Genomic DNA, 16,936 nt, shown 5'->3' on the forward strand with positions numbered 1-16,936 from the left:
TCGATTTTGATGTTTTTGTTGATCGGCATAATCGGCTTAGCTTCGGTCGAAACCGTCTCGGCTCGCTCCTGCACCGAGCAAGGAGCGTTGTGCGTGAGTTGGGCGAAAGCAAACGTTCCTGAAGCGGCAAGGCAAAGCGCCTCTATTGGGATATGCCGTGAAGAAATTCCTAAATGCAGAGCGCGTTGCAAGGCCGGCAACAAATACTTCGTCGGAATCGGCGGCTCTGATCAATATCCAATTGATAACTGCAATTAGATCAAATCCAGAGGCCGCCCTCAGTTGGCGGCCTCTTTCATTTCAATCCGCTAGCAGCACCCACAAAGTCCGGGCACAAAAAAAGCCCCCCACCCGGGCCCTTTCGGCTCCAGATCACGGGGGCGGAGGTCCAGGGAGGTGTCGTGCCTGCGCATCGCCCCGGGGTCTGCCGGCACCGAAGGAGCAGGCAGTTATCCACGGCGCGGGCATGCGCTGCGCAGGAAAGCTGCCCGCTGACCGAGCGGTCTGCGGTAATCTCGCGTCAAAAAGCGCTTATCGCGTACAATGGCAGCCTGCCATGCGACATCCTTCCTGCTCGCCGGTCTATCCCGCCAGGTGATCGGCGGTCGCGAGGCCCGGTTAGGATTCGTCTCTGTTGCCGGGCCTCGCTTCTTCGATCCACCATCAGATGTAGAAGAATAGAACCGCCGTCGCGATCGCGAACAGCAGCGAGCCAAAGCGGTGCAAAGCCTGCTATACCTCCGCCCGATCTTCCTTGTCCGCCCCGCGCATCACGATCTTGAGTGCATCGTTCTGAAGCGGCCGCTGCAGGGCATTCGCGTCGTCCAGGGCGCGCGCATCCAAACCTCCGGTTTCTCGTCGGTCGTCAGGATCACGGGCATAGCCTTCTGTCGACAAGACAGTTCATCGGGGAGCTAATGCGATCCTCGAATTGTCCAGATTGATTGCGGCCAAGTTCGGCTAAACTCCCCTCTCTCACCGTCTCTTTGAATCCGGGGCGCCTTGGCGCAACCCGGTGGATAACGGGATCGTCGGGGAACGCCCCACCGCACCCACTGGCCCAATCTAGAAGCTCTTCACGCCCGCTGGACAGCAGACGAGCGGTCCTGACCCTTGGGGGCGCTTCGGCTCGGCTGTGCATATTTTTCCCGGTTTGTGGATACAAACGCGCGCAACCTATTGATCTCGCGCGCTGGTTGTTGTTGGATGTACCTACTTTTTAGGCCGGGGGTTTTTACATGCGTAAAATTGCGATTGCGGCGCTTTGCGTCGCCTTAGGCGGCTGCGTATCTACTGGCGAGACCGTTTCCTTTCGAGCGACAAATTCGCAGCAGCAGGCGCTTATGCGAGATGGGCAGCCGGCCCTGGTGTCACGGCAAAAGAACTCACTCGTTCTCGTTAGACCGGCTTCGCGCCAACTCCAGGCGAACGGGAGACCTGTGTTCATCGTCGGCATCAACAATCTAAGCAAGCAGCCGGTCGACTTCCGCGTTGCGCAAGTCGAGGCTGTCCAGCACGCCGCGGGCTCTGACTTCGAAATGAAAGTCGTGACCTACGAGATGTTGGTGCAAGAGGAGCGAAATCGGCAGGTTGCAGCCGCCCTCCTCACAGGCTTGGCAGCAGGCGCCAATGCCTACAGCGCATCGCACGCGGGGCATGGGAGCTACACCACTCCGAGCGGGCGCACTGGCACCTTCTACAGCCCGACCGCTGCAGTGATAGCGCAAAACAACGCAGCCGTGCAGAACGAGGCCATGATTGCTGCAACGGTGGAAACTGGGCAGCGCAACATGGCCTTGCTTGAGCAGTCGGTCATCAAGGACAACACGCTAATGCCAGGTGAATGGTACGGAGGTCAACTTCATGTGGCGCCGCCAACCGATCAGGCCGGCGCACAGAAGAGCTACACCATAGTTATCACAGTAGGTGCGGAACGACATGTGGTCGACGTGGCGCAAGGACCGCTAGGGGTCTGACCGCATCGCGGAAACATCCTTTTCTAGAACGGAGGATCAACTAACATGGCCGATGCTCAGGTCACGTGTATCAACAAGCAGCCTAGAGATAATCCCCATGAGGGCATCACTCACCTTGGCGGGTCTAACTGGAAATGGCCTAGACTGCAGGTTCAATCTATCGAGTCGGGCTCAAACACTTTTTTCACGATGGTCGATGGCAAGCGGGCTGACATCGGCGTCGTCGATGGCCCCAACGGCAAATACGTTCGAACGCACGCCGACGGCTACTATAACGACAACCTGCTGGCGCTCCACGAGTGCCCGTAGCACTCAGAATTTCGCGAAACCAGACTCTCAGAAACTTCGGGGCAAACAATGAAGAACGCGATCATAGCCACTATGGGATTACTGGTGGTTCTAGTTCTGACCCAAGATGCGAGTGCACGCGGTGGGTCCCACGGAGGTCGCGTCAGTTACGGCGGCGGACATCACACGAGCAGCCACGGTGGAAGCTTTGCTGGGGGCTCTGGTTCGTCTCACCGTGGCGGGACGTACGTGAATTCGAACACCGGCAATCGGTACGGCACCCACCAATAGGAGCGCGTGAAATGGCGAAGTCGACTCGAAATAGCGGCAAGCAGTGGACGCCAGGCGAAGTGAGCCAGCTCAAACAACTCGTGAAGGGCAATACGCCGACGCGAGTGATCGGTCTGAAGTTGGGCCGGACCGAGAACGCGATCTATAATAAAGCATCAGAGGAAGGTATTTCGCTAGCGCCAACCAACCAGAGCCCCTACGGCACAAAGAAGTAGGATACCGCGCGATGGGGCCGTTTTCGCGCGCGCAGAAATGGGAGCGCACGTTTCGGCTCCGTAGCCATCAGAGTTCGGGGCACAGCATACTGAGCGTCCTGTTCTGACTCTGGGGCGTCGTCGGATTGCTGTTCAATGCCGGCACGCTGTTCGGGCTCACCGGCAATATTGGCATTGGGACCTCAGCCTATTTGACGGCAACATGCCTCTTGGATCGGCGGCATGGTGTTGTTTGGCGTCGGCGCCCTGCTCGGGCACGCGGATTTCGACGGTGAGCGGCCGATTCCAGACGATTACGGCGACGTCCGGATCACTTAAGTAAATCTTGCGTAACGCCGAACTCATCAACGCTTGTCGCACGCTAACCGGCCTCGGGCAGAACCGTGGATCAGGGACCACCATGTCAGAATCCAAAAATCAGCACTTATTAGACTACCTTGGCTATTATCTCTCGCTTACTCACTCGCCGCGCTATGCGGTTTTGATTTCGGGGCCGTGGGGGGGTGGAAAAAACTTATCAGGTAAAACGGTTTCTCCAACACCATCGGCCCGAACCCAAAAAACTCCTCTACGTAAGCTTTATGGCCTCTCGACCCTCGATGAAATTAGGGACGCGCTGTTTCAAGCCGCGTATCCTCTACTCACAGGAAAACCAGCCAAGGTTTTTGGAAGCCTGCTTACTGCAGGCCTCAAGTACGTAAAGGTGGATGCCGGCAGCATCAGCGTGGGCGATGTCATCGGTTTCAGCGCAGACGTTTACGTCTTCGATCACCTTGAACGATACGAAGGGAATAAAAGCACCACACTCGGTTACATCAACCAATTCGTCGAGCACGAGGGCGCCAAAGTAATAATCATTGCTAATGATAAAGAAATTAAGGCCGGCGAGGACTACGAGCGCCGCAAAGAGAAGTTGATCGGAAAGGTTTTGGAAGTCCAATCATCTTTCGATGAGGCCTTCTCAGCGTTCGTCGCCCTGATTGATGACAAGTTCACTCAAGAGTTCTTCAAAAAACAATGCGGAGGAAATTTCCTCTCTCTATAAGCAGTCGAAAAAAGACAATTTGCGCATCCTGTGGGACTTTGAGCGGGTATGTAAGGCCGTAACGGATGAGCACCGAGGGCACCCCGATGCTATGTTGACACTGTTGCGCCTGTTCTTCGTGCTCTCGTTCGAATTCAAATCCAATCAGATAAATGCCGAAGATCTCGAAAAGGGGCGCGGGCTAGCAGCTATGGTACAAGCCCACGTCGATAAGGATAAAGAACCCTCTCCCATCAGGCGAGTTGCCGATCGATATCAGAATGTCGATATACACGATTCAATTCTGTCCAGTCCGGTTCTTGTGAACTGCTTGGTCCGCGGCATTGTCGATCCTAACGAAATTCAGGCCTCCCTCAATGCGAGCAACTTCTTTGTAAAAGTGGCCGACGAAGCCCCCTGGCGCACGGTCTGGCATTGGACGGAACGCACCGAGAGCGAGGTGTTGGCTGCTGCGGGAAAGATGAGCGAGCAGTCCGAGCTGCGGGCATTCACAATCGAAGGCGAAATACTTCACGTGCTTGGTCTTCAGCTGTTTCTTTCTGACATGGGAGTGATCAAGTCTTCAAAGCGGCAGGTTGTCGAGGACGGAAAGCGATACATCGACGATCTATACAAAACTAAAAAGCTGGAAGCGACCCGTCCTGATGACTATTCACTCCGCTTCGATGGCTACGGAGGGTTGGGCATGCAAAGCTCAGACACTTCGGAATATCGAGAGCTTTTTGACTATCTGCGAGCAAACAGCGAGAAAGCGCTCCGCGATACATACCCAGAAAAGGCGTCTCAACTGCTTGAGGTCATGAAAACTGACATCCAGTTGTTCTACCGCCGACTGTGCATAACCAATAGCGACGACAACATCTATTACAACACCCCTCTGCTTGCGTCCCTAGATGCAGACAAGTTTGTCCTTACGATGCTGGATCTTCCAATCGCAGAAGAGCATGTTGTCTTCATGATGTTCAAATCTCGGCATGACCATAGCCAATTAGATAATGACTTGTCGACTGAGAAGCCGTGGGCAGAAGCTGTAAAGAGAAAACTTCTCGACGCCTGCGAAACATGCGGGCCTGTCACCCGTAAGCGGATCAGGATGCGCGTAGCTTACTACATGAAGGCTATTCCCGACGTCGCCGCAGTTTCGGGAAAATGACGTGCAAAAGCAGTTATCGATTGATCAACGCTTGGATCGCCTTGGCCAGCATGTCGTGAGAGCGCGACTGTTTCTGGATCTCTGGTCCTACTTCGAATTGGATGACACCAGAAAGCACATCATCGAGACGATGCGCGACTACAATGAGTTTTTTCGGTTCACTCCGCAGGCTCATCTTCTCACCTACTGTATCTACATGGCAGGAGCCTTCGAAAAGAGGCGCGACACGATAAATTTTGGAGCTTTGATCGGAGACATGACGGGCGCGGGTCATCTCCAAGGCCCGCAACAGGCGGAGGTCGCGGCGCTCATGCTGACCGCTCAAACTGCAGCTCGGAAAGTCGCCATTCTACGCAACAACGCGTTCGCCCACCGGACCAGTGCAGTATCCTATAATGATGTATTCCATCTAGCTAAGGTGACTCCCGCCGAGTTGCGCGAGCTCACCGATGTCGCCCTTAACCTGTTCAACGCAATGGCGGCGATCCGAGGAGTCACCAAACAATATTTCACCGAGTTACCTACCAGAGACGCGAAGAGCATGATGGCGGCACTGGCCAACAACAGCTAGGAAGTGAGGAACCGCACCATAACGCTACCCCTGCTAGGGAGCCGCGTCAGAATCCGCCACCCTATGCCGAGCGATCTCTGCTCCGCTGGCATCGACCACAATTACGACCGTGCCCGCATCACGGTCATATTCGGGATCGCTGGCGATATCCCGAGCGACACGGGCGCCGTACTGTCCCGCGAGATCAGCCGAGCCAAACATCTCGCCCTCATCGTCCGGCTGTAATTGCCCATTGTGGAAAATCGGGACGTAGTAACGTTGCATGCGGTGGCTCTCGCCCTTCGCACCGATTATGCGCTCATGTCGGGAGGTCGATAGCTGTCAAAAATGACAGGGTCCGTGCGACAGCGACTTCGCGCAATGGATCGTTACGTGCTTTGTCGCGCTGCGCCTTGCGCTCTCGCGTTGGTTGCGGTTGAATTCGGGCGAACGGATGGGGGAATCACAATGAGGTCGATAATTGCAGCCAGCTTGATGGCGGTCTTTCTGTCGGCTACTTGGGCGCCGGCGGCTGAAGCTCAGTTCGAACCGTTGGCATTCGCGGTGTGCAAGAAGATCCCGAGCGACGCAGACAGATTAAAGTGCTTCGACGCGATCGGGGAAAAAGGCGAAGATCAAGACTCAAGCAGCGAGCCCACTCCAGTAAAAGGCAAGTGGACCTTTCGAGAGAGCAAATCGCCGATCGATGACAGCGATCAACTCGTTGCAATGCTCCAGGGCGAAAATGGGGAAGCGTTGCTGATCCTCAGATGTTGGGAGAACAAGTCCGAGGCCGTGTTTATCCCGCCCGACCTCGTTATTTCCGGCACCGGAAACCGCTACGACCTTCTAATCCGGATCAACGGCGAGCCACCAGCGAGTGTGGCTGGTATCGGCAGCACGAATGGAAGGGCGATTTTTATTCCTAACGCCCGAGACTTTATGAAATTGCTCCCGGACCAAGGCAAGCTGTTCATCAGAGCGACCGGTTTTCAAGGCAGATCAAGCGACGGCGCGTTTCTCCTGAATGACGTCACAGCCGCAAGGAATCGGATCGCAGAGACCTGCCGTTGGACCACATCTAAGTCGAGCTCAATGAAGGCGGGCAAATAAGCTCGCTGAGTGTTTTTTGAGGGGGCCTCATGAAAGCATGGCTATCTGTTCTGGCTGCGACCGTTGCGCTGATCATCGGCGCACAATTCATATCGATCTTTGTCGTTCAACCGATCGGTGCGCTTCCGGAAGGTCGCACTGTCATTTTGCTCCGTTATCCTTGGAAGAGCGCAAAGGGGCTGGCCTTTATCGATAGCGCGGACGCGTTCTGCGCACGAAATAGCGGAGGTGTTACGCTACTGTGCCGAGGGATCACAGCAGGAGCGATAGCGAAGAACGCGACAATCCTCGCTCGACTTCCTTACTCAGCGACCCTCTACGGCATCAGTACGGGTGGCCGCACCTATGAGCGGTAGGATTGTCTCTTAAGCCTTAATTCGCCTCACTTCCCGAGAGCGACTATGCGCCTGGAAATAGCGGCGCCTATCGCCGATTCGAGATCGAAGGCGACGCCCGGCGTGCGCATCATTCGCGACACGCTCACCTACGGCTACGACGACGCCCCGGTCGGCCACCCCGAGATCGTCTATGAGAATGTCCGTGTGCATCGCCCACGGCCGCATCCTTGCACTCCGTCCGGGTGTCCTGCCCTCAAGCAGGTTTGGCCTCGGCCGGCAATTGGCCCAACGGACGGTTCGCCAAGCTCTTTGGATCAACTTCCGGTTTTCAGCGCCTTCGCGGCGTCCAGGTGCTTTTGCAACGTATCTATCTGGCCGGAAGCATATTCTCCTGCAGCATCCTTACTTTTCGATGCCTTCTTGTACTCGGCGATATCCTTGTGGTGGTCTGCGACCATGTGGGTAGCGAACATCTTGTCGAAGCCTGCGCCGGACATTTTTGACATCTTGTCATACTCGGCTTTTTGCTTCGCATTCGGTCCGCCAGGTGGGTTCATTCCCATTGCCTGGGCAGCATCTAAAGCCTTCTGATTAGCGGCGCCGTGATCTGTGGAAAGCATTCGGCCATACGATTTGACGCCATCGCTTTGACCGTTCTGCTGCGCCAGCTCTCCCATGCTCACTTCAGCGAAATTGCCCTCGATGGCCTTCTTGAGGAACGTTTCGCTTTGCTTATCTTTCGCAGGTGCGCTGGCAATTGACATCGCCATCAAGGTTGCTGTCCCGAGCGACAAAAGCATTCTATTCATCGGCGACTCCTGTGGGGTGTTTGTCGATGAACACGCCAATAGCAGTAGAGGTTCCAATTGAGGACAAGGGGGCCGCTTAGGTGCCGGCGGACGTCGCTAGAGGTCCGGGCGCAGGTACTAAGATCGTTGCGTAAGTGTGCGGCTTGCACACGCCGCGCCGTGTTGTTATCGCGCCTTCAACATCAAAGGAGCGCTGATTTTGGCTAGAAAGAAAAAAGTAATTCGTCGCGAGTGGACGAAGGAAGATATCAAAGAATTGAAGGCGCACTCCAGCGCGGAGACGCCGGTCGCGAAGATTGCGAAAGAGACGAAGCGCACCGTTGGCGCGCTAGGCCAGAAGGCCATCGTGCTGGGGATTGGACTCGGGCATCAGCGGTGATTCGACCGCGGGCTGCTTCGATCACACTCGATCAGAAGCGACCTGCCAGAATTCAATGTCGCATTGACATCAATCTGACGCGATCGGGTGCAGAATATGGGTTGTGCGATGAAGCCTGTAAATGCGGCTTCGCGTTTGAGGGCTCGCCAGCCAGCCCCGGTGAGCCCTCAGTCAGTCAGCAGCTGACATTTAAGTTTTTCGAAAGTGTGACATCGATGACATTGCGCCCCGGCGCGGTCGCGACAGGTCTATTTCGCCGGGGCTGGAATGCATATTTCACGCTTTCATTTTAAGCCGGCTGGGCCGCAGTGGTTCGTCGCTGCGGCCTTTTCGTGTGGCACCTACCGTCGCATCGCTGTTTGAAAGGCTCACCCGATCCGCAGGTTTTCCGCCGAATCTTTTCCGCGATTATGCACGACGTCGAAGCTGACCTTAGCCCCCTCCGCGAGCGAGGTGAAACCGGCCTTCTCAACTGCCGAAATATGGACGAAGACGTCCTTGCCGCCGTCGTCAGGTTGAATGAACCCGTAACCCTTCGTCGGGTTGAACCACTTCACAGTCCCCATAGCCACTTAAATTCTCCATTTTTCAAAAACCAAAACTAGTGTGGGAATTCCGACAAAAGAAAGGCTGGCCGCCCGGCGCGCGGATCCGATAGACGGCACGCTGATTTAGTCGGCATGCCCCGAGTCAAACAGATCCAAATACCGAATGTGAAGTGTGAGCGGCTGTTTGGAGCCGTCTAAGAGCACCCGTACCCGGTTGCGCGTGGCGCCTAGCCCAAGGACAACCCCGAACTTACCGGACAATCTTCGACCAGCCGACTCAGCCAACACGATGCGACAGCCCGGCGCGACCTCATGCTTGATGAGGGACAATTCTGAGATGGGCGGACCATACTTGTGGTCGGACATGTAGGCAAATATAACGTAAAATTGGCGCAAATAGAAGCCGCGCAAGCTCCGTAAGAACAACGGGAATAACGATGCTACCATACTCGCGGCTCATCCCGATTCTCCGTGGTCCAACCGCTCAGCGCACCATTGTTCTCTGGCATGTCGATGACCAGCGGGCCGCTCGCTTCGGGCGGCAGCCTTGTTCGAACATCCGCGAAAACTCCTGTCCGGCCGCGATTCACGCGGCTGAACAGCAAAATTGATCGAAGTGCCAGTTGGTGCAGCAAACGCTTGGCATGCCGGCGAGCACTGGCAGTTTTTAAGGCGCACCGATCCGCAGCTCGCGCTCCAGTGCCCCTCGAATGATTCCCTCGTCATCGACCACGAACCTGTCGCGGTCCTTGCCTTGGCTATTTCGATTCCGATCTGCATCGAGCTCTCCTCTCATCCTGCCTGGCGGCGAAAGGGGTTAGCAGGCTCCATTCGCTGACTCACAAACCAGCTTTTCTGGTGGCGCGAAGCGCGCGATCCGTGTCCAAGTTCTGACACCGGACAAAGTCTGTCAGGTCCAAAACACCGGCTGCTTTTGGGGCGCCTTGGATTTTTCAAAGCGTAGTCAGGCGCTTGATGCTTGCTTACCGAGACGGCACGCCTGTTGCTATTGGGATGCAGAAACGCGGAGTGAGGGCTGAGCGCAGATCAGATGCGCAAACGAGTGATGCTCGCCTTCTCTTGACCCCCGTGTGCGCTGTTTCTGAGAGAGACAGGCTAGCACACAAAATCGCGCAACGAGTGGCAATAGTTTTGGAGAGCAACATGGTGCTGCACATGGAGTCCCCAGCTCCCCCGATCAAGGTGGAGAACTGGCTGCGAGGCGAGCCCCTCACGAGCTTCCAGCCCGGGAAGGTGTACATCGTCGAATTTTGGGCAACTTGGTGCGGACCATGTGCGGCAGTGATGCCTCATCTAGTAGAGCTGCAAGAGAAATACAAAGACAGCGGACTTGAGCTGCTCGGCGTCGCAGCTTACGAAAAAGCTGCAACGGCGGACGAGGCCCGAACAAACTTGGACGCGTGGTTGACCGACAAGTTCTCGAACATGAACTATCGGATAGGGTTCGACTCCACAGGCGAAATCAGCAAGCTGTGGATGGACTCCAGCTTTTCTGTCGGGATTCCCACCTCGTTCGTGGTTGACCGTGACGGCCACATCGCCTTTATCGGTCCTCCGATGCAGCTCGATGACGTCTTGCCGAAAGTTCTTAACGGCAGCTGGCGGACCAGCGATGAAGCGAAAGCCGCCGATACAGAGCGGATCGAAACCGGACGACGCGAAATGGACGAAAGGACGCGCAAGCGGGCGTTGACTGAGCCGATTCTCGCCGCGATGAAGGCGGAGGATTGGACAAAGGCGGTTTCGGCGGTCGAAGAGGCCGTCGCGGTGATGCCGGATGACCTCAACTTCCGCGTGCGCCGTGCGGATCTGTTGCTTCACAAACTGCGCAACATGCAGACCGGCTTGCCGGTTATGAGGCAATTCGCTCGCGACGCGATCGACAAAAGCAATGAGGTGTGGATGGAAGAGGCGCTGCGCCAACTCTTCAATCCGGCGAATGACAACTCCCACGTCCCGTCTGCCGAGCGCTTTGCGATGGGCAAAGAGTTGTCCGAACACATTCTTGCGCTGGATCCTCCGCACCGGGACGGTGGCCCCAAGTGGCTGTCTTATGGGGCGGTCGCGCAGTATTATTATGAGAGCGGCAACAAGGATCGCGCAATCGAATTGGTCGAGGTGGCATTGAACTCGCTAAGCGGTCCTGAGCCTATGCCCGACGAACTGAAACAGCACGTCATGCCGCGGTTGGTCGAAGCGCTGGCCAACTACAAGGGTGAGAAGGCTTGCTACGAGAGTCTTTGTGCAACTCCGCAAGCCGGGTTTCCGAGAGCGTCAAAGCGCAGGCAACGGAGCAAACAACAAAAATCAGGGTGATAGCCGGAATTGCTCGCTGGCCATCATCCATTTCTCCGGCGGCGAGTGGCAACCAAATCTGACGGTCCGGCGTTTTACACGAAAATGCCATCCGAGTCGCACCGATGCGTCCGTCGTGGTGCTTTGCCCGCTTCTACCAGACCTCGTCGGGCCTCCAAAAGAAGCTCTCGATGTGCCGATCGAAAGCCTGCCGGATATGTCGGAGTGGGTTGGACGGTACAAGCCTGTGTTCTTGCGTGGAGGCGCAGAAATCCGGGGTAGATGGGGACCAGATTGTGTTCCAGCCGGTAGAAGGCGGAAATCGCTTCCCACTCGTTGGGGCCATCGCCGTGAACCACGGCATTCAGAGTATGCGTAGAGAACATCCTCGACGATTTGCACCGCCCGACCGCAGTCTATCCACCTCCCGGCAAACGCACACCGCCACGCAAGGCGTTCAGACTTGTCTTCGCGGTGCAGCACTGCGAGCGCTTGGAGCGCGGCCACAAGGCGGACCAGGCGGATACGATCGTGAGCCGCGGCCGCGCCCAGCAGCGAGGCGCCCCGGAGATAGCGGTAAACCGTCTCCCTGCTGACGCCGAGTTCACGCGCCATAACAGCCCTTCTTGGCGCCAGCGGCCACTCTCTGCAGCAGTTGCTTGACCTGATCGGGAGTCAACGCACGCCTGCGCCCCTTGTAGCCCCCCTCGCCTTCGCGAGCGCCACGCCTTCGCGCTGCCTCTCCCGAATCAACGCGCGCTCGAACTTCGCAAACGAACCCATGACGTTCAAGAGAAGCTGCGATAAGGGCGACGCCTCGGCGGTGAACGTGAGGCTGTCCTTGATAAGGTGAACACGGACGCCCCTCTCGGTGCGCATCCTAACGGGACTGCGAAGGTCTTCAAGGTTTCGTGGCAGGCGGTCCATGGAGGAACCACGACCGTATCGCGCTGACGCACGTATGCCACCAATTCCGTGAGCGCGGGCCGATCGGTGTCCTTGCCGGAGGCCTGATCGGTGAAAGTACGGTAAAGCTCGATGCCGGCAAGTTGTCGATCGGTCTTCTGATCAAGCGTGCTTACCCTTACACGGCCGCGATCAATTCCTCGAATTCGGTAAACTGCGGGGCACGACGCACCCCAGTTGACTTAGAACAGCGATGCTACAAGCCTCAAACTCGTCAGAGTTGTCCAGCCGCGCAGGCAGTCTTCGTTCACCAATCGTGGCGAATGAACCTTGCCGCCATCAGGTGAAATCCTCATTTAATCTCCTAGCTCTCAGATCGAATGCTGGGCATGCCTACTGCCGCGGCAGGCGGCCAGCTCCTCCGGCCAATTTTCCCTCGATCTTTGGTTTTAGACTGCTGGACCCGCGCACATCCCGAGGGCTCTGTCTCGCGAGTTTCTCGGCCCGAATTTTCTCCAACTTGGAGATAAAGTGCACCAACCATTTCTGGATGGGATACACTCGAAGCTTCGCCATCATCCAGCGGCAGATGCGGTCGGGCTGCGACATTGAAAATGCGATCGAAATCTTGGCCGCTATGTCTGTTGGAATGGATGAGCAGCGCCGCGTCGAGTTCCTTAGCCACGCCGATAACTTTCGACAAAGTCAGTACGCCGGCATCGCTGCCATCCTGCGCTGCAACCTATTCTTTCGCTACGAGATTCATACCGTCACGGAATGATGTTACCAACGTGACACGTGCGGCGCGGTAGAGGGCGGCGAGCACAGCCTAAATCTGAGGCTTCGTTCGTGGCGGATCGGCATCCAGCCGTCCGCGCCATGCCGAGCGTTGACGTCCTCGAAGAGCCGCGACATCGCTCTGATAGTCATCGTAGCTCTTGATGCCGGATCGTGAGGTGGTCGCGATGTGCAAAAGCGAAATGCTGCGCGATTCCTCGTTCAGAAGGTGATCGATTGCCCGAACGCGATTGTCGAGATTCTTCGTGTAGTCCGAAGATTTCCGGCCGGACCGCCGATCGGGCTCGGTGCTTTCGTGTGCACTCGGCTGGGATTAGATGTAGCGAGCCGCCTCGAGGGCGCCCCACGCACTGCCTGCTCAGTCGCAAGACGAATGCGTCTAGCCCGCGTCCACCGCATCAACGGCTTCGTCTAACGAAGCAACTTACCCACGGCCACGAAGTATCGATTCTTCACAGACAAAACAGTTTTAATTCTTCGGTGAGCGGCAGTCTGGTCCGATATCGGGTCGATCGATCGGCTTTGGGAGCCGATGATTCTGCTGGCGCAAATTGCGCTTGCTTCGAATATCAACCTTCGCCGCGGGAACGACAGTTTACGCAACGCGGAGCTAAAACGGCTACCTACCAAATTTGGTATGGGACTTAAAGACGCGTTTGCATCGTGCGACCGAAAGTCTGTCACGCCAGAGAGATATTGGTGGGGACGAAAAACGTCTTGGCAGGTTTCATGCCCGTTCTTGTAAAACCCCGCGCACTAGGTCTGTTGACCAAATGCGAGCGTCGTCCTCCTGGGGCGAACCTCATAAATTCGGTCTTCGCGATGTTCGACCTCGCCAACCCGCGCGCACATCGTTTGCAGGGCGAGCAGGACCTTTGGTCATGGCCGCGAAGGAGCTTCCGCCCGCCCCCCGCTCGACATCGGCATAATCAAGCCACGAGCCGAGGTGCTCATCGGCGGACACGCGGCGGCACTTGAGGGACGACCAGACAACCATGTCCACGTCAATCTAGGCATTCGTCGAACCGTGCTGCGCGCCGCCGCCAAGTTCGCGCACGCAGCGCTACAGCTATTGAGCCGCAATGCCGACATTTCGCCGTGAACACCGGACCATACGTTGATGCCGTCATTCGAAAGCTGGATGGGGCGGCTCCATCTCAATCTGCATGGCCCGACGCTCCTCCCGCAAGACCTCTTTCCCGAGTTCAAGGCGGCCTCGGTAGTGACCGTCGACATGACTTTCATCAGTAACCTAGCCGCGCAACCGTTTCCCAGCACCGCCATTGCATCCCGCGTCAAGGCTGCCGGTTGCCTACTCACCTGAAGCGAGGCGTCAATACATGGTCGATGAACTGGATCTGCGAACCTTCACGCCACATCCGCAACGCGACGCTGTGCTCCGCGAAGTGCACGCGCGCCCCTTCACGCGCCTTGTTTCGCCGTTCAGCGTGATCCACTTCGCTTTTCTTGCACAGGGCGAGGCGGCCACAAGCGACCGCTGCCGTTTTATCGATTTTTGCCTCGAGCGCAATCTTACGCCGCCTGAGCAATCGGCGAAACTTCATCAGATTGTCATCGGTCCCGCTACGTTACGCTGGGAGCAGCATTCGGAATTTACAACCTTTACCTGGATCTGGACTAACGCAAATTGTTCTGCCGCAGACCAATTTGACAAAGTTGATGGGACCGTCCGATCGCTGATCCGCGCGCTGCGTCAGACCGGACAGTTGCTGGTCGCGATCAGGCTAGAAGTGGAGCGGGACACCTCGCCGACCAGGCGGGCCGAACAGATTTTTGACAAGAATAGCCTGGCCATGGTTGTCACAAAGAGCGGCACAGGCGTTGCCGCTTCAGACTTCCGCGTAGACGAAAAAGGCTTCACGAAAATACTCGTCTGCGACCTCGGGTTGACATCGCACGATCTCGGAGCGCTGGTGCAGCGGCTTTTGGAAATCGAGACCTACCGTCCATTGGCGCTGCTTGGCCTGTCGGCGGCCCTTGAGCTTGCACCATCTGTTGATCGCATCGACCGCCGTCTTGTTGAGGCGCTCGAGAAAATGCAAAGCGGTGAGGGGCTGCAGTTCAACAACCATCTGCTTGCCGAGCTGACGGCGCTGGCCGCATCCTTCGAAAGAGGCGCGACCGGCAGCCTGTTTCGCTTCGGCGCCAGCAGGGCCTATTACGAGCTGGTCCAATCGCGACTATCCATCATTGAAGGCAACGATGTCTCGGGCTATCCAACCTGGTCGTCGTTTCTGGCACGCCGCATGGCGCCGGCGATGCGAACCTGCGCCACTGTGGAGGATCGTCAGGCCACTCTGTCGGTCAAGCTCGCGCGGGCCGCCGACCTGTTGCGAACCCGGGTCGACGTCGAAATCGAACGACAGAATCGTGACCTGTTGCAGGCTATCAACGAGCGCGCGAGACAGCAACTTCGGCTGCAGTGCACGGTCGAAGGATTGTCGGTCGGGGCGATAGGATATTATGTGGTCAGCCTGTTTAGTTATCTTGCCAAGGGCGCGCATGATGTCGGACTGCGAGTAGAGCCCTCGTTCCTGACCGCAGCCTTCGTTCCGATCGCGGTCGGCGTGATCTGGCTGGTGAGTTACAATGTCCGAAAGCGACACCTCAAGCACAACGACGAGCCCTCGGTTACTTGCGACTAAAGCTCCTTGAGGGAATCGGTGCCTCCGTCCTGCGAAGCTCGCATGGTCGGGGTGCGACGCTGCCGCAAGATCGCGGCCGGCTCCTGCGCAAGGGAATGCAGCCGGCGAGGCATTGTGGATCGGGTCAGTCGCCGTTGCGACGGCTGAGACGGGGCCAGATCAGGCTGAAGCCCTCACCTTCCTCATCCAGTGTGGAGATCGGGGCCGCCTGGTCGAAGCGCTCCAACGAGGGCCGCGATTATCTAGGTCTGAAGCTCGACGATCCGAGCTTCACCGCTCCGATCTTCGCCAACCCCTCGATGGTGATCGACAGGCCGGAGGCGATCGACGGCGAACAAGGGGCCTGACAGCAAAGCAGCAACTTTCTTGGCTAGGGCCAAGAATGATGGCCGAGTCGGCGGGGAAGAAAGTTGTGACGCCGCTGTTGCGCCTTATGCGGTTGAGGCGTCAGCCGTCCTTCGGGCTAGATCAATCCATCGAAGAGGCCGTTGGTGCGCTCGGCCTGCAGAACTGGCGTCAAGGAGAACGCGGCAAGTTCGACCGCACCGAGAGGCCGGCAACTGAGTTCGATGGTGACAGGCGCTTTGTCCCTTCAGCAACGGACGGATTTGGGACCGTGATTACACATCGGCCGCGCCGCTCGTTCACATTTATTGTCGCCGTATCCATTGAGATGCGACCGCTTGGTCCATGCCTCTATGATCACCTTGACGAAGCCGGGGCGCAAGCTTGTTGATCGGAGCTTCAAGGGCCAGCCCGCTCTCGATCGAATTCCGACGGTGAGGACCGCGAGCATTGCGGATATCTGGTGCGGTCCCGCCCGTCGATGCGACGCCTTCAGTGGCGCAATCATTGCCGGGCAGGTCCAGCTACGGCTATTCCAGTGAAGCGGATCAACGCTGTGATGCTGACGTCAATGGCGCCCACGACGGCAACTTTCGTCCGCCAGATTGGTGAAGGCACCGTCATCAGGGCGATTCCATATGTGGCGCTATAGCCTGCTACGGTAGCGGGCGCGACGTAGAGAAGGATATCAGGAGCCGAACCCAAGCCCATGGCGCGAGAGCGAGCGCAAGCCCGGCGACACCAAAGTTCACAGCGCCCGCCACAATGCCTCCGTTCAAGCCGGCACGGGTATGGAAGCCGAACATGGCGATCGTCATGCCAACGAAGACCGGGAGCGCTGAGGCAGCAAGCATGACCACCAGCCAACAAATCAAGCCGATAACAAGGATATGAGTGGTGGTCCGAGGATGAACATGGCGGGTGGGTTCCGTGAGATAGAGGTCTGACGGCTGCGCCTTCCACCACCACCACGGCGCGCGCGATACTATAGCAGGACACTCAGCGACCCGATCGTCACGAATCCAGTTGCGCGATTTTTATTAGCGCCGAGCGTGCGCTCAAAGGGCTCGTGCAATCGGCATTTGATTCTTTTTGATCTTCAAGTGGGCGCCTGCCGTTTGAAATCACCTAGCGCAATCAGTTTCAGAAAAGTCCCGTGTTCTTCTCCATTTCGGCTGCTACTCCATCGTGTGTGTTGCT

Annotated in this window: 20 protein-coding genes and 3 pseudogenes; 17 read left to right on the forward strand and 6 right to left on the reverse strand. The window is 57.1% G+C overall.

All coding sequences use genetic code 11. The features are described 5' to 3' along the window. Positions 1 to 9: 9 nt before the first annotated feature. On the forward strand, positions 10 to 258 hold the full coding sequence (locus BRAGE_RS54880; RefSeq protein ID WP_141263200.1) for a hypothetical protein: 249 nt from the start codon (positions 10 to 12) through the stop codon (positions 256 to 258). 474 nt (positions 259 to 732) lie between these two features. Here BRAGE_RS54880 and BRAGE_RS56055 read toward each other — a convergent pair. Then, positions 733 to 887, reverse strand: a pseudogene (locus BRAGE_RS56055) (SOS response-associated peptidase); the annotation flags it as partial. A gap of 351 nt (positions 888 to 1,238) precedes the next feature. On the opposite strand from BRAGE_RS56055, the gene BRAGE_RS0128250 reads away from it, so the two are divergent. The 6 genes from BRAGE_RS0128250 to BRAGE_RS0128275 all read left to right on the forward strand — a co-directional run bounded on the left by BRAGE_RS0128250 (position 1,239) and on the right by BRAGE_RS0128275 (position 5,539). Continuing rightward, entirely contained in the window at positions 1,239 to 1,976 is a 738-nt protein-coding gene (locus BRAGE_RS0128250; protein WP_027562274.1) for a hypothetical protein, read from the forward strand. 45 nt (positions 1,977 to 2,021) lie between these two features. Beyond that, a complete protein-coding gene (locus BRAGE_RS52140; RefSeq protein ID WP_027562275.1) occupies positions 2,022 to 2,285 on the forward strand; it encodes a DUF3892 domain-containing protein in 264 nt (87 codons plus the stop codon). A gap of 281 nt (positions 2,286 to 2,566) precedes the next feature. Next, on the forward strand, positions 2,567 to 2,770 hold the full coding sequence (locus BRAGE_RS53110; protein WP_084334684.1) for a hypothetical protein: 204 nt from the start codon (positions 2,567 to 2,569) through the stop codon (positions 2,768 to 2,770). Between the two features lie 325 nt (positions 2,771 to 3,095). Then, positions 3,096 to 3,815, forward strand: coding sequence for a P-loop NTPase fold protein (locus BRAGE_RS54885; RefSeq protein WP_141263202.1), 720 nt, complete (start codon positions 3,096 to 3,098; stop codon positions 3,813 to 3,815). Further along, the gene (locus tag BRAGE_RS0128270; RefSeq protein ID WP_141263204.1) at positions 3,754 to 4,968 is read left to right on the forward strand and encodes a hypothetical protein; all 1,215 of its coding nucleotides are present in this window, start codon (positions 3,754 to 3,756) and stop codon (positions 4,966 to 4,968) included. Before BRAGE_RS54885 ends, BRAGE_RS0128270 begins: the two co-directional genes overlap by 62 nt. Before the next feature lies 1 nt (position 4,969). Beyond that, positions 4,970 to 5,539 carry a hypothetical protein gene (locus BRAGE_RS0128275; RefSeq protein WP_028146381.1) on the forward strand — a complete coding sequence of 190 codons (570 nt, stop codon included), beginning with the start codon at positions 4,970 to 4,972 and terminating at the stop codon, positions 5,537 to 5,539. Positions 5,540 to 5,572: 33 nt separating this feature from the next. On the opposite strand, the gene BRAGE_RS53115 is transcribed toward BRAGE_RS0128275, so the two are convergent. After that, on the reverse strand, positions 5,573 to 5,803 hold the full coding sequence (locus BRAGE_RS53115) for a DUF6894 family protein (RefSeq protein WP_084334686.1): 231 nt from the start codon (positions 5,801 to 5,803) through the stop codon (positions 5,573 to 5,575). A gap of 210 nt (positions 5,804 to 6,013) precedes the next feature. Here BRAGE_RS53115 and BRAGE_RS0128285 point away from each other — a divergent pair, with 210 nt between their 5' ends. Both BRAGE_RS0128285 and BRAGE_RS53120 read left to right on the forward strand, forming a co-directional pair. Then, positions 6,014 to 6,631, forward strand: coding sequence for a type VI secretion system-associated protein TagO (locus BRAGE_RS0128285; RefSeq protein ID WP_036056158.1), 618 nt, complete (start codon positions 6,014 to 6,016; stop codon positions 6,629 to 6,631). A 29-nt stretch (positions 6,632 to 6,660) separates the two neighbouring features. After that, complete coding sequence (locus BRAGE_RS53120) at positions 6,661 to 6,987, forward strand: hypothetical protein (protein WP_084334690.1); 327 nt, start codon at positions 6,661 to 6,663, stop codon at positions 6,985 to 6,987. Positions 6,988 to 7,283: 296 nt separating this feature from the next. On the opposite strand, the gene BRAGE_RS0128290 is transcribed toward BRAGE_RS53120, so the two are convergent. Further along, complete coding sequence (locus tag BRAGE_RS0128290) at positions 7,284 to 7,778, reverse strand: DUF4142 domain-containing protein (RefSeq protein WP_027562280.1); 495 nt, start codon at positions 7,776 to 7,778, stop codon at positions 7,284 to 7,286. Between the two features lie 199 nt (positions 7,779 to 7,977). On the opposite strand from BRAGE_RS0128290, the gene BRAGE_RS0128295 reads away from it, so the two are divergent. Then, positions 7,978 to 8,157, forward strand: coding sequence for a hypothetical protein (locus BRAGE_RS0128295; RefSeq protein ID WP_027562281.1), 180 nt, complete (start codon positions 7,978 to 7,980; stop codon positions 8,155 to 8,157). A 368-nt stretch (positions 8,158 to 8,525) separates the two neighbouring features. On the opposite strand, the gene BRAGE_RS0128300 is transcribed toward BRAGE_RS0128295, so the two are convergent. After that, a complete protein-coding gene (locus BRAGE_RS0128300) occupies positions 8,526 to 8,729 on the reverse strand; it encodes a cold-shock protein (RefSeq protein ID WP_027562282.1) in 204 nt (67 codons plus the stop codon). 1,140 nt (positions 8,730 to 9,869) lie between these two features. Between BRAGE_RS0128300 and BRAGE_RS49425 the strand changes: the two genes are divergently transcribed. After that, entirely contained in the window at positions 9,870 to 11,042 is a 1,173-nt protein-coding gene (locus BRAGE_RS49425) for a TlpA disulfide reductase family protein (RefSeq protein ID WP_051378529.1), read from the forward strand. A gap of 654 nt (positions 11,043 to 11,696) precedes the next feature. Here BRAGE_RS49425 and BRAGE_RS57945 read toward each other — a convergent pair. Both BRAGE_RS57945 and BRAGE_RS57950 read right to left on the reverse strand, forming a co-directional pair. After that, on the reverse strand, positions 11,697 to 11,948 hold the full coding sequence (locus tag BRAGE_RS57945; protein WP_433994933.1) for a recombinase family protein: 252 nt from the start codon (positions 11,946 to 11,948) through the stop codon (positions 11,697 to 11,699). Between the two features lie 62 nt (positions 11,949 to 12,010). After that, positions 12,011 to 12,133 (reverse strand): annotated as a pseudogene (locus BRAGE_RS57950) (recombinase family protein); the annotation flags it as partial. 344 nt (positions 12,134 to 12,477) lie between these two features. Between BRAGE_RS57950 and BRAGE_RS0128320 the strand changes: the two are divergent. The 6 genes and pseudogenes from BRAGE_RS0128320 to BRAGE_RS56450 all read left to right on the forward strand — a co-directional run bounded on the left by BRAGE_RS0128320 (position 12,478) and on the right by BRAGE_RS56450 (position 16,127). After that, positions 12,478 to 12,708 (forward strand): hypothetical protein, encoded by a 231-nt coding sequence (locus tag BRAGE_RS0128320; protein WP_027562284.1) that lies wholly within the window; start codon positions 12,478 to 12,480, stop codon positions 12,706 to 12,708. A gap of 867 nt (positions 12,709 to 13,575) precedes the next feature. Beyond that, positions 13,576 to 13,827 carry a DUF2169 domain-containing protein gene (locus BRAGE_RS57955; protein ID WP_430644510.1) on the forward strand — a complete coding sequence of 84 codons (252 nt, stop codon included), beginning with the start codon at positions 13,576 to 13,578 and terminating at the stop codon, positions 13,825 to 13,827. An 18-nt stretch (positions 13,828 to 13,845) separates the two neighbouring features. Further along, positions 13,846 to 14,049 (forward strand): hypothetical protein, encoded by a 204-nt coding sequence (locus BRAGE_RS0128325; protein WP_027562285.1) that lies wholly within the window; start codon positions 13,846 to 13,848, stop codon positions 14,047 to 14,049. Positions 14,050 to 14,065: 16 nt separating this feature from the next. Continuing rightward, positions 14,066 to 15,391: a DUF3422 family protein gene (locus BRAGE_RS0128330; protein WP_027562286.1), complete on the forward strand. Its 1,326-nt coding sequence runs from the start codon at positions 14,066 to 14,068 to the stop codon at positions 15,389 to 15,391. A gap of 191 nt (positions 15,392 to 15,582) precedes the next feature. After that, a pseudogene (locus BRAGE_RS52150) lies at positions 15,583 to 15,738 on the forward strand (DUF736 family protein); the annotation flags it as partial. Between the two features lie 35 nt (positions 15,739 to 15,773). Further along, the gene (locus tag BRAGE_RS56450) at positions 15,774 to 16,127 is read left to right on the forward strand and encodes a hypothetical protein (RefSeq protein WP_027562287.1); all 354 of its coding nucleotides are present in this window, start codon (positions 15,774 to 15,776) and stop codon (positions 16,125 to 16,127) included. Positions 16,128 to 16,936: the final 809 nt, after the last annotated feature.

This window comes from Bradyrhizobium genosp. SA-4 str. CB756 (assembly GCF_000473125.1).
GTDB classification, from domain to species: domain Bacteria; phylum Pseudomonadota; class Alphaproteobacteria; order Rhizobiales; family Xanthobacteraceae; genus Bradyrhizobium; species Bradyrhizobium arachidis.

Excerpts from the sequence above, each read along its gene's own strand:
- BRAGE_RS0128285 (WP_036056158.1), top strand. The coding sequence starts at position 6,014 with ATGGCGGTCTTTCTGTCGGCTACTTGGGCGCCGGCGGCTGAAGCTCAG.
- BRAGE_RS57945 (WP_433994933.1), bottom strand. The coding sequence starts at position 11,948 with ATGGACCGCCTGCCACGAAACCTTGAAGACCTTCGCAGTCCCGTTAGG.
- BRAGE_RS49425 (WP_051378529.1), top strand. The coding sequence starts at position 9,870 with ATGGTGCTGCACATGGAGTCCCCAGCTCCCCCGATCAAGGTGGAGAAC.
- BRAGE_RS0128290 (WP_027562280.1), bottom strand. The coding sequence starts at position 7,778 with ATGAATAGAATGCTTTTGTCGCTCGGGACAGCAACCTTGATGGCGATG.
- BRAGE_RS53115 (WP_084334686.1), bottom strand. The coding sequence starts at position 5,803 with ATGCAACGTTACTACGTCCCGATTTTCCACAATGGGCAATTACAGCCG.
- BRAGE_RS56450 (WP_027562287.1), top strand. The coding sequence starts at position 15,774 with ATGATGGCCGAGTCGGCGGGGAAGAAAGTTGTGACGCCGCTGTTGCGC.
- BRAGE_RS52140 (WP_027562275.1), top strand. The coding sequence starts at position 2,022 with ATGGCCGATGCTCAGGTCACGTGTATCAACAAGCAGCCTAGAGATAAT.
- BRAGE_RS0128270 (WP_141263204.1), top strand. The coding sequence starts at position 3,754 with ATGACAAGTTCACTCAAGAGTTCTTCAAAAAACAATGCGGAGGAAATT.
- BRAGE_RS0128330 (WP_027562286.1), top strand. The coding sequence starts at position 14,066 with ATGGTCGATGAACTGGATCTGCGAACCTTCACGCCACATCCGCAACGC.
- BRAGE_RS54880 (WP_141263200.1), top strand. The coding sequence starts at position 10 with ATGTTTTTGTTGATCGGCATAATCGGCTTAGCTTCGGTCGAAACCGTC.
- BRAGE_RS0128320 (WP_027562284.1), top strand. The coding sequence starts at position 12,478 with ATGGGATACACTCGAAGCTTCGCCATCATCCAGCGGCAGATGCGGTCG.
- BRAGE_RS53120 (WP_084334690.1), top strand. The coding sequence starts at position 6,661 with ATGAAAGCATGGCTATCTGTTCTGGCTGCGACCGTTGCGCTGATCATC.
- BRAGE_RS0128325 (WP_027562285.1), top strand. The coding sequence starts at position 13,846 with ATGCCGTCATTCGAAAGCTGGATGGGGCGGCTCCATCTCAATCTGCAT.
- BRAGE_RS53110 (WP_084334684.1), top strand. The coding sequence starts at position 2,567 with ATGGCGAAGTCGACTCGAAATAGCGGCAAGCAGTGGACGCCAGGCGAA.
- BRAGE_RS0128250 (WP_027562274.1), top strand. The coding sequence starts at position 1,239 with ATGCGTAAAATTGCGATTGCGGCGCTTTGCGTCGCCTTAGGCGGCTGC.